The sequence below is a fragment of the Actinosynnema sp. NPDC059797 genome (assembly GCF_042732085.1).
Taxonomy (GTDB): Bacteria; Actinomycetota; Actinomycetes; order Mycobacteriales; family Pseudonocardiaceae; genus Actinosynnema.
The window spans coordinates 1-10,752 of the sequence record NZ_JBHWIE010000243.1 but is presented as its reverse complement, the minus strand read 5'-3'; the positions used below and the strand labels follow the sequence as shown (position 1 = coordinate 10,752).

General features: G+C 75.2%; 10 protein-coding genes. All 10 read left to right on the top strand.

The features are described from left to right. The first annotated feature begins 68 nt into the window (after positions 1-68). From ACFV4N_RS32660 to ACFV4N_RS32615, 10 genes are read left to right on the top strand one after another with little or no spacing between them, the layout of a single operon-like run. On the top strand, positions 69-767 hold the full coding sequence (locus ACFV4N_RS32660; protein WP_499676498.1) for an ABC transporter ATP-binding protein: 699 nt from the start codon (positions 69-71) through the stop codon (positions 765-767). After that, positions 764-1,918 (top strand): ABC transporter substrate-binding protein, encoded by a 1,155-nt coding sequence (locus ACFV4N_RS32655; RefSeq protein WP_499676497.1) that lies wholly within the window; start codon positions 764-766, stop codon positions 1,916-1,918. Before ACFV4N_RS32660 ends, ACFV4N_RS32655 begins: the two co-directional genes overlap by 4 nt. A 10-nt stretch (positions 1,919-1,928) precedes the next feature. Beyond that, positions 1,929-2,795: a branched-chain amino acid ABC transporter permease gene (locus tag ACFV4N_RS32650; protein ID WP_499676496.1), complete on the top strand. Its 867-nt coding sequence runs from the start codon at positions 1,929-1,931 to the stop codon at positions 2,793-2,795. A gap of 21 nt (positions 2,796-2,816) precedes the next feature. Next, the gene (locus tag ACFV4N_RS32645) at positions 2,817-3,563 is read left to right on the top strand and encodes a dienelactone hydrolase family protein (protein ID WP_499676495.1); all 747 of its coding nucleotides are present in this window, start codon (positions 2,817-2,819) and stop codon (positions 3,561-3,563) included. Next, complete coding sequence (locus tag ACFV4N_RS32640; RefSeq protein ID WP_499676494.1) at positions 3,560-4,672, top strand: zinc-binding dehydrogenase; 1,113 nt, start codon at positions 3,560-3,562, stop codon at positions 4,670-4,672. The genes ACFV4N_RS32645 and ACFV4N_RS32640 overlap by 4 nt, the downstream gene beginning before the upstream one ends. Positions 4,673-4,682: 10 nt before the next feature. Further along, positions 4,683-5,648, top strand: coding sequence for a methyltransferase (locus ACFV4N_RS32635; protein ID WP_499676493.1), 966 nt, complete (start codon positions 4,683-4,685; stop codon positions 5,646-5,648). After that, positions 5,648-6,382: an SDR family NAD(P)-dependent oxidoreductase gene (locus ACFV4N_RS32630; RefSeq protein ID WP_499676499.1), complete on the top strand. Its 735-nt coding sequence runs from the start codon at positions 5,648-5,650 to the stop codon at positions 6,380-6,382. The genes ACFV4N_RS32635 and ACFV4N_RS32630 overlap by 1 nt, the downstream gene beginning before the upstream one ends. Positions 6,383-6,392: 10 nt before the next feature. After that, positions 6,393-8,540 carry a N,N-dimethylformamidase beta subunit family domain-containing protein gene (locus tag ACFV4N_RS32625; protein ID WP_499676492.1) on the top strand — a complete coding sequence of 716 codons (2,148 nt, stop codon included), beginning with the start codon at positions 6,393-6,395 and terminating at the stop codon, positions 8,538-8,540. Continuing rightward, the gene (gene lipP1 / locus ACFV4N_RS32620) at positions 8,524-9,462 is read left to right on the top strand and encodes a LipP1 family hormone-sensitive lipase (RefSeq protein WP_499676491.1); all 939 of its coding nucleotides are present in this window, start codon (positions 8,524-8,526) and stop codon (positions 9,460-9,462) included. Before ACFV4N_RS32625 ends, lipP1 begins: the two co-directional genes overlap by 17 nt. Next, on the top strand, positions 9,459-10,424 hold the full coding sequence (locus ACFV4N_RS32615) for an aldo/keto reductase (RefSeq protein WP_499676490.1): 966 nt from the start codon (positions 9,459-9,461) through the stop codon (positions 10,422-10,424). Before lipP1 ends, ACFV4N_RS32615 begins: the two co-directional genes overlap by 4 nt. The last annotated feature ends 328 nt before the right edge of the window (positions 10,425-10,752 follow it).

Below are 10,752 nucleotides of genomic sequence, written 5' to 3'. Positions count from 1 at the left end.
CCGGGTCCGCCCCCGGTCCCCCCCCAGAGCCCGGCGCGGACCCCACGCCGGTGTTGGAGATTCGGGGGGTGGTGGTTCGGTTCGGGGCGTTGACGGCCGTCGACCACGTCGACCTGGTGGTGCCCAGGGGGCACGTGGTCGGGCTGGTGGGACCCAACGGGGCCGGCAAGTCGACGCTGATCAGCACCGTCACCGGGTTCACCGGGCGGTACGGCGGCAGCGTGCTGCTGGACGGCCTGCCCGTCGACCACCTGGCCGCCCACCGGCGGGCCCGGGCCGGGCTGCGGCGCAGCTTCCAGCAGCTGCGGGTGCCGACCTCGGTGACCGTGGGCATGTTCCTGCAGGTGGCGGCCGGGCGGAAGCTGTCCGCGGCCGAGGTCGACGAGCAGCTGGCGCTGTTCGCCTGCCCGGCGGCCGACGTACCGGTGGAGACCGTCGACGTGGCCACCCGCCGGCTGCTGGAGGTCGCCGGGCTGGCCCTCGGCCGACCGCCCGTCCTGCTGCTCGACGAGCCCGCCGCGGGCCACTCCAGCGCCGAGACCCACCTCCTCCAACAACGGCTCGCCGAGATCCCCGAGCGCTTCGGCACCTCCGTGCTGCTGGTCGAGCACGACATCGAGCTGGTCCGGTCCACCTGCGACTCCGTCGTGGTCATGGACTTCGGGCGCGTCATCGCCCAGGGTCCGCCCGACGAGGTGCTGGCCGACCCCGCCGTGGTCGCCGCGTACCTCGGCACCGCACCCACCCCCGAAGGGAAGAACCCATGAGAGCCCTCACGTCGTTGGCGGCCACCGCGGTCCTGACCGCGGCCGCGCTCACCGGCTGCGGTGACGCGGGCGCGGGCGACACCGTCAAGATCGGCGCCATCGCGGGTCTGACCGGCAACTTCATCACCGCCGAGGTCGCCAAGACCGCCCAGCGCGTGTTCGACGACGCCAACGAGGCGGGCGGCGTCAACGGCAAGAAGATCGAGTTCATCGTCAAGGACGACGCGGGCAACCCCCAGCGCACCGCCCAGGTCGCCCGGGAGCTCCAGGACGCGGGCGTGGTCGCCATGGCCGCCTCCGCCAGCTTCACCGACTGCGACGTCAACGACGCCTTCTACCGGCAGTCGCGGCTCAGCTCGGTCATGGCGGTCGCGGCCAGCCCGAAGTGCTTCCAGAGCCCCAACATCGCCCCGGTCAACGTCGGCCCGTTCGCGCTGATGACCGCCGTGCTGCTGCACGCGTCCCAGAAGCTCGGCGCGAAGGCCGTCTGCAACTTCACCGTGGTGCTGCCCGGCTCCGAGGACGCGGTCAAGGCCGCCCTGGAGAAGTGGGAGCGGCTCAGCGGGCAGAGGCTGAAGGTCAACGACATGACCGTGCAGCAGAGCGGTGACCTCACGCCGTACCTGCTCAAGGCCAAGCAGGCGGGCTGCGACGCGATCCTGTTCAACCCGGCCGAGCAGCTGGTCGTGCCGTGGCTCCAGGCGGCCAAGACCCAGGGCATGTCCGACGTGGACTTCCTGCTGCTGGCACCCGCCTACACCGACAGCGTGGCCAAGGCCGTCGGGCCGCTGGGCCTGAGCGTCCACGCGGGCAGCGAGTTCGAGCCGTTCACCTCCGACAGCCTGGCCAACAAGGGCTGGCGCGACACCGTCACCCGCGCCGAGGCGCAGGCCACGGCGTTCTCCCAGGGCGGCTACCTGGCCGCGAAGTTCACGGTCGAGGTGCTCAGGTCGATCCGGGGCGAGATCACCCGCGACAGCGTCAACGAGGCGCTGCGCACCATGACGCCCATCGAGGACCCGATGCTCGGCAGCCCGTTCGTGTTCGGGCCGGGTGACGCCCACGCGCCCAACCAGGCGTCGAAGATCGTCCGCCTCACCGGCCTGCGCTGGGTGGTCGTGGACGACACGTTCATCACCGTGCCCGAGTAGGAGGCGCAGCGTGCTGCAACTGTCCGCCGCCATCGCGGGGCTCGCCACCGGCGGCGCCTACGCCCTGATGGGCCTGTCCACCCTGCTCACCTACCGGCTGGTCGCCGTGGTCAACTTCGCCCAGGCCGCCGTGGGCGCGTTCGGCGCCTTCGCCATGGTCGTGCTGCACGAGCGGGGCCTGCCGCTGCTCCTGGCGGTACCCGCCGGCCTGGCCGCCGCCGCCCTGCTGCACATGGGGCTCGGCGTCGTGGTGGTGCGCTGGTTCTCCGAGGCCGGCGAGGGCGCCAAGGCCGCGGTCACCATCGCGGTCTACACCGGCCTCGTCGCGGTCGGCCTGCGGCTGTTCGGCGCGCAGCACCCGCACCGGTTCCCCAACCCGTTCGACGCGCCCGCGATGACGGTCGGCGGCGTGGTCGTCACCTGGACCGCGGTGGTGACGATGGCCCTGGCCGTGCTGTTCGCGGTGCTGCCGACCGCGCTGCTCAAGCACACCCGGACCGGCCTGCTGCTGCGGGCGCTGTCGGAGCGGCCCACCACGGCCGAGCTGATCGGCGTGCGCGTGCCGCGGCTGTCGATGGTGGTGTGGGGCGTGGCGGGCGCCGCGGGCGCGCTCGCCATCATGATCGTCGCGCCGCAGCTGGCCAGCGACTTCGGCTCGCAGGCCCTGCTGATCACGCCGGCGCTGGCCGCCGCGCTGGTCGGCGGGTTCCGCAGCTTCGCCTGGACGTTCGCCGGCGGCGTCGCCCTCGGCGTGCTCCAGGGCCTGGCCAGCACCGTCGTCGCCCTCCAGCAGTACCGCGGCGTCCTGCCGTTCCTGGTGATCCTCGTCGTCCTGCTGTGGACGCGCCGCCGGGACCGCTGGGACTCCGTCGCCTGAAGAACACCCGAAAGGAACACCATGTGTCACGCCGATGAGTCGCGCCCACCGGCCGCGCCGGACGCGACGGGCGCGGTGGCCTCGGCCGGCCCGCTGAGGTTGACCTCCGCCGACGGCGCGCGGTTCGCCGCCTACCAGGCCCTGCCCGACCGGCCGACCGGCGCCGGGGTGGTGGTGCTGCCGGACGTGCGCGGCGCGCACGAGTTCTACCGGGACCTGGCCCGCGGCTTCGCCGAGGCCGGTGTGACGGCCGTGGTGCTCGACTACTACGGCCGCGTCGCGGCCGACGACGAGCGCGGACCGGACTTCGACGGGTTCGCGCACGCGGCGAAGCTCGACCGGGACCTGGTGCCGCTCGACGTCGCCGCGGCCGTGGACCACCTGCTCTCGCTGGGCGTGACGGCGCCGTTCACCGTCGGGTTCTGCCTGGGCGGCGCGCTGTCGTGGGGCCAGTCCGCGCTGGAGCCCCGGCTGGCCGGTGCGATCGGCTTCTACGGCAGGCCCGCCGAGTGCCGCGAGCTGATCCCGCGCATGGAGCGGCCCGTGCTGGTGCTCGCGGCGGGCGAGGACGCCCTCACCCCTGTCGAGGACAACCTCGCGTTCGACCGGGAGCTGGCCGAGGCGGGCGTGCCGCACGAGTTCCGCCTCTACGAGGGCGCGCCGCACTCGTTCTTCGACGGCGCGCTGCCCGACCAGGCCGACAACGCCGCCGACGCGTGGCGGCGGGTGCTGGCGTTCATCGACGAGCACGGCCGGGTGGGGTCGTGATCCCCCGGGTGACCAGGGCGGCGGTGCTGCGCGGGTTCGCCGCGCCGCTGGAGCTGGTTGAGGTGCCGCTGCCCGAGGACCTGCCGCCCGGCAGCGCGATCGCGCGGATCACCACGACCACGCTGTGCGGCACCGACGCGCACCTGTGGCAGGGCGCGATGCCCTTCGTCGACCTGCCGATCATCCTCGGCCACGAGATGGTGGGCGAGGTCGTCGCCCTCGGCCCCGGCGCCGGGCACGACGCGCTGGGCAGGCCGGTCGGACCGGGCAGCCGCGTGGTGTGGTCGGAGTCGGTGTGCGGGCGCTGCCGCGCGTGCTCGGTGCTGCGCGAGCCGGTGCTGTGCGCGGAGCGCGGCTACGGCTTCGCCCAGCGCGCCGACCGGTGGCCGTTCGCCGTCGGCGGCCTGTCGCAGTACGCCTACCTGCCGCCGGGCACGCACCGGGTCGTGCTCGCCGACGACGTGCCCGACACCTGGGCCGCCTCGGCGGGCTGCGCGGTCAAGACCGTGGTCCGGGCCTTCGCCAACGCGGGCGGCGTCGAGCCGGGCGCCACCGTGGTCGTGCAGGGTGCCGGGCCGCTGGGCCTGGTCGCCACCGCGTTCGCCCGGGCGGCGGGCGCCGGGCTGGTGGTCACCCTGGGCGGCCCGGCCAACCGGCTCGCGCTGGCCTCGGCCTACGGCGCGGACCACACCGTCGACGTCACCGAGGTGACCGACCCCGACGAGCGGGTCGCGCGGGTGGAGGAGCTGACCGGGGCCGCGGGCGCGGACCTGGTGCTCGACTTCGCGGGCGCGCCCACGGCCAACCGCGAGGGCGTGCTGATGTGCGGTGCGCGCGGCACGCACGTCGTGGTCGGCCTGGCCGGGCCGCACGCCGCGCCCGTGCCGCTGGACGTGGTGATGAGCCGCGAGGTCCGCGTGGTCGGTTCCCTCAACGGCGACGTCGGCGACCTCGTCCGCGCGCTGCGCTTCCTGTCGGCGTTCGCCGACCGCTTCGACTGGGACGCCATGTTCTCCCCGCCCGTCGGCCTGTCGGGCGCGGAGCGGGCGATCAGGGACACGGCGTCGATGGCCGTGGTCAAGGCCGTCGTGCACCCCGGACTGGACTAGGAGAACCACCATGACCGACCCGACGCCGCTGGTGACCGCCGCGACCGGTTTCATGTCCGCCAAGCAGCTGTTCGCGGCGAGCGAGCTGGGCGTGTTCGCCGCGCTGGACCTCGGCCCGGCGACCGCGCTGGAGCTGGCCGAGCGCGCCGAGCTGCCGGAGCGCTCCGCGCGCATCCTGGCCGACGCCATGGTGGGCCTCGGCCTGCTGGCGCACGCCGACGGCCGCTACCGCAACACCGAGGTGACCGCCACCTACCTGGCGGGTCGCCGCGGCCTGGACCTGCGCCCGTTCCTGGCGTTCTGGGACGAGCTGAGCTACCCGCACTGGCAGCACTACGCGCAGTCGATGCGCACCGCCCGACCCGGGCCGTTCGAGCTGGACGAGGCGAACATGGGCGTGTTCATGACCGGCGTGCAGACCTACAACTCGCTGCACGCGGTGATGCTGGCCGAGCACTACGACTTCCGCCTGCACCGGCACGTGCTGGACCTGGGCGGGCTGTCCACCGCGTTCCTCGCCGAGGCCGCCGCCCGCAACCCCGGGCTGACCGGCGCGTTCGTCACCACCGGCGACTTCCTGCGGATGGTCCGGGGCTCGGTGCCCGCCGAGGTCGCCGACCGGATCTCCTTCCACGAGGCCGACCCGCTGACCGACCCGGTGCCCGGCCGCTACGACGCCGTGCTGCTGGAGCACGTCATCCACCGGTTCGACCCGGAGCGGAACCAGGCGATCCTGCGGGCCGCGCGCGGCGTGGTCGACCCCGGAGCGCGCCTGCTGGTGCTGGACTTCCTGCTGCTGGCCGACGACGCCCGCCGGCTGGACCCGGTGCTGGCCGGCGAGTACCTGGTGGTCGACGGGACCGTGGTCTACCCCGAGGACGAGGTGCACGGCTGGCTGCGCGACACCGGCTGGGCGGTGCTGGAGACGCGGCCGCTGCCGGGCAGCCCGCGCGTGGTGATCGCGGAGGCCGCGTGATGGGGGCGGTCGCGATGGTCACCGGCGGCGGTGGCGGCATCGGCGGCGCGATCGCCGAGGCGCTGGCCGCGCGCGGCGACCGGGTCGTGGTGGCGGACCTGGACCCGGTCTCGGCCGCCCGGGTGGCCGACCGCGTCGGCGGGATGGCCGTGCGGATGGACGTGCGCGACCACGGCTCGGTGCGCGGCGCGGTCGGCCAGGCCGTGGCCGCGCTGGGCCCGATCGGGGTGCTGGTGCACGCGGCGGGCGTGGTCGGCGGCGCGGGTCCGCTGCTGACCCTGCCGCTGGACGCCCTGGAGGCGGTGCTGGCGGTCAACGTGCGCGGCACGTTCCTGGTCACCCAGGCGGTCGGCGAGGTGATGGTCGAGGCCGGGCGCGGCGGGTCGGTGGTGCACATCAGCTCGGCCGGTTCGCTCCAGCCGACCGTGGGCCTGGGCCACTACGAGGCCACCAAGGCGGCGATGAACGCGCTGACCCGGTCGGCGGCGCTGGAGCTGGCGCCGCACGGCATCCGGGTCAACGCGGTGGCGCCCGGCCCGGTGGAGACGCCGCTGACCGCGGCGGCCCTGGCCGACCCGGCGGCCCGCGCGCCGTGGGTGGCGCGCATCCCGCTGCGGCGCATCGCCACCACCGACGACCTGGTGCCGGTGGTGCTGCTGCTCACCTCCGACGCGGCCCGCCACGTCACCGGCACCGTGCTGCCGGTCGACGGCGGCCAACTGCTGGGGGGTTGAGGTGGCGCCCGTGGACCACACGCACGCGGCCGTCGTCGGCTATACCGACCGGCTGTCCGCGCGGCCCGGTGAGCGGATCACCGTGCACGCCAGCGCCACCACCCCGGACGCGCGGGTGCGGGTGCTGCACGTCGACCACGACGGGACCGCGCCCGTCCGCACCCCCGTGGAGGTGGGCGCGCCCGACCGGGTGCGCATCCCCCACCAGAGCTTCGACCACGGCTCGTACGGCCTGGTGCCGCGCCCACCCGCGCTGCGCGACACCGTGGCGTTCACGGCGTGGGTGTGGCCGACGGCCCTGCCCGCGGAGCGCGCCGGGCTGATGAGCCAGGGCGACGCCGCGTCCGGGCCGCACGCCGAGCTGGCGCTGCTCGCCGACGGCACGGTGGAGTTCGCCGTGCGCACCGAGCGCGGCGTGGTGCGCGTGCCCGGACCGGCGCTGCACCTGCGCCGCTGGTACCTGCTGGTCGGCGGGTACGGGCCGGACGGCGCGCGGCTGGAGGTGCGGCCACGGGCCCGGCTCGCCGACGAACCGCCGGCCGCCGTGTCGACGACCATCTCCGCCGGGCCGCTGCTGCGCGGCGACGCGCCGCTGGTGTTCGCCGCGCGCCGGGTGGCGGGCGCCTGCGTCGGGCACTTCGACGGCAAGCTCGACGGCCCGACCGTCTACACCGCCGAGCGCCCGGACGTGGACGCCGTGTTCGCCTCCTCGGTGGCCTGGCAGGACGGTGCGCGGGCGCACTGGGACTTCTCCCGGGACATCGGCGGCGACCGGCTGCTCGACGTGGCGGACGGGCGGCACGGCACGCTGTTCAACCACCCGCTGCGCGGCGTGACCGGGCACGACTGGTCCGGCGAGGTGTTGGACTGGCGGTTCTCCGACGGCGGGTACGCGGCGGCGCACTTCCACTCCGACGACCTGGCCGACTGCGGCTGGGACCCGGTGCTGGCCGTGCGGCTGCCCGAGGACCTGCCCTCCGGCTGCTACGCCGTGGAGCTGGCCACCGACGAGGGCGTGGACCGGCTGCCGTTCTTCGTGCGGCCGGCGAGGCGGACCGCGCGGTTGGCGTTCCTGGTGCCGACGCTGAGCTACCTCGCCTACGCCCTGGACCACCTGCGCCAGCCGTTCGCGACGGAGGACCCGGCCGAGGTGGCGGCGCCGTTCGCCCGCGCCAACGCGCTGCACAGCCTCTACGACCGGCACACCGACGGCAGCGGCGTGGCCACCGCTTCGCTGCGCCGCCCGCTGCTGGGGATGCGCGACGACCACGTGTTCCGCTACACGCGCTCGCCGCACCAGTACAGCGAGGACCTGCACCTGGTCGGCTGGCTGCGGCGGCAGGGGTTCGCCTTCGACGTGCTCACCGACCACGACCTGCACGCCGACGGAGCGGCCGCGATCGAGGGGTACGCGGCCGTGGTCACCGGCAGCCACCCCGAGTACTGGACGGGGGCCATGCTCGACGCGGTCAACGCCTACCTGGACCGCGGCGGCAACCTCGGCTACCTCGGCGGCAACGGCGCGTACTGGGTCACCGCGATCGACCCGCGCCGGCCGCACCTGGCCGAGTTGCGGCGCGGGTACGCGGGCGTGCGCACGTGGGAGTGCGAACCGGGGGAACTGGTGCTGGCCAGCACCGGCGAGCCCGGCGGGCTGTGGCAGGAGCGGAACCGCGCGCCGCACCGGCTGTTCGGCGTCGGCACCACCGCGGCCGGGATGACCAGCGGCGGTTCGTACGAGGTGGTGGGCGACCACCCGCTGCTGGCGGGGGTGCCGCGGGACCGGCCGCTGGGCGCGTTCGGCGCGGTGCTGGGCGGCGCGGCGTCGTTCGAGACCGACGGGATCGACCCGCTGCTGGGCAGCCCGCCCGGCACGGTGCTGCTGGGGCGGGCGGTGCTCGGCGACGACTACATGTCCGGTGACACCGGCCCGGCCGTACCGCACCCGCTCGGCGACCCGGTGGACCGCCGCCGCGCCGACCTGACGCTGCTGCGCGCGCCCGGCGGCGGCGAGGTGTTCGCGACCGGCTCCATCGGCTGGTGCGGCGCCCTCTCCCACGACCAGGACGACAACGACGTGTCCCGGCTGACCGCCGCCGTGCTGCGGCGCTTCGGCGCGGGTCCCACCGAGGAGGACCACCATGCCACTGCACCCTGAGGCGCGGGCGGTGATCGACGCCGCCGCGGCCGGCCTCGCGCCCGTCGACCTCTCCCCCGCCGAGATGCGGGCCGCGTTCGCCGCGACCTGGCAGCCTTCGCCGTCCGCGGTGGAGGTGGCCTCGGTGGTGGACCGGGTGATCCCGGGCCCGGCCGGGCCGCTGCCCGTGCGCGTCTACACGCCGTTCGGCACCGGGCCGTTCCCGGTGCTGGTGTGGTTCCACGGCGGCGGGTGGGTGATCGGGTCGCTGGACGAGAACGAGGCCACCTGCCGGGCCCTGTGCGACGCGGTGGGCATGGTCGTGGTGTCGGTGGACTACCGGCTCGCGCCCGAGCACCGCTTCCCGGCCGCCGCCGAGGACGCCTACGCGGCGGTGACCTGGGTGGCCGCCCACGGCGCGGAGATCGGCGCGGACGGCTCCAGGCTGGCCGTCGGCGGCGAGAGCGCGGGCGGCAACCTGGCCGCGGTGGCGTGCCTGATGGCACGCGACCACGACGGGCCGCCGATCCGGTTGCAGCTGCTGGCCGCGCCGGTCACCGCGCCACCCGGTGACCGGCCGTCGTACGTGGCGTACGGGGAGGGCCACTTCCTGAGCCGGGACAGCATGGAGTGGTTCTTCCGGCAGTACCCGCGCACGCCGGCGGACCTGACCGACCCCTACCTCGCGCCGCTGGCCGCCGAGCACCTGGGCGACCTGCCGCCCGCGCTGGTGATGACCGCCGAGTTCGACCCGCTGCGCGATGAGGGCGAGGAGTACGCGCACCGGCTGCTCGACGCGGGGGTGCCGGTCACGCTGGTCCGCTACCCCGGCCAGATCCACGGCTTCTTCGCCCTGCTGGTGGACAGGCTGTCCGTGTCCGCCGTCGCCCACGCCCGCGCCGCCGACGCGCTGCGCGCCGCCCTCACCGCGGAGGCACGATGATCCCCAAGCGCCGCATCGGCACGTCCGGCCCGTCCGTGGGCGTGCTCGCCCTGGGTTCCTGGCACACCTACGACCGGATGCCATTCCACGACGCCGTGGAGATGGTGCGGCGAGCCGTGGACGCCGGCGTGGACCTGTTCGACGTGGGCTACTACGGCGGGTTCTCCCTCGACGGCGCGCCCGTCCCCGAGTCGTACACCGACGTCCTGTTCGGACGGATCGTGCAGGCCGCCGGGGTCGCCCGGGAGGACTACAAGCTGTCCGCGAAGCTGTGGGTCAACGGCTTCCCCGGGCAGTCCATGGGCGACCAGCTCGACCGGCTGCTGTTCCGGGTCGGCACGGACCGGGCGGACTACGCGATCCTCGGCGACCTGTTCGGCACCGAGCCGGACCTGGGGCTGCTGACCGCTCAGCTGGGCGAGCTGGTGGCCGACGGCAGGCTCGGCGGCTGGGGCGTCAACAACTGGTCGGTCGACCACCTGCGGGCCGCGCACGCGGCGGCGGCGGCGCAGGGCGTGCCGGGGCCGACGATGGCGCAGCTGAAGTACAGCGTGGTGCGGCGCTCCATCCCGGACGGCGCGCCCTTCCGGGGCCTGGTGGAGGAGCTGGGCATCACCATCCAAGCCTCGGACGTGCTGGAGGGCGGGATCCTGGCGAAGAACTCCACCCCGGACCGGGCGATCGGCAAGGACCCCGGCGGCATCCGGGCGCGGGTGGCCGGCGCGGCGCGGGAGCTGGCGTCGGTCGCGGCGGACTTCGGCGCGACACCGGCGCAGGCGGCGATCGCGTTCTGCCTAGCGGACCCGGCGACCACGACGGTGCTGTTCGGGGCGAGCCGGGTCGCGCAGCTGGAGGAGAACCTGGCGGCGGTGCGGCTGGCCGAGGAACGGGGCCCGGAGCTGCGCGCGGCCCTGGACGGGCTGTGGCTGGACCGGGACCTGGTCGACCCGAGCGGGCACTAGCGCCGGGGCGGGCCGTCCCGCGCGGGGCGGCCCGCCCGCCGGCGGGACGGCGCGCGACACGCCGGTCCGCCCGACCGGCCGGTACCCGAGGAACCCTCGTTGACCTGCGGCGCACGTGTTCACGCGGCACGGGGTGGCGCTGTTGTCCGGACCACGCCCGCCGCGTAGGTTGTCCGCCTACCAAGGAGGCGTGATGGACAGCACACGGGTCGCCTCGGCGATGCGCATCGGCGCCGCCCTGGGCAGCGCCGCGGACGTCGAGTGGGACGAGGTCTTCGCCGGCCTGCGGCTGGCCGTGCCGGAGATGTGCGCGGTCCAGGTCACCGGG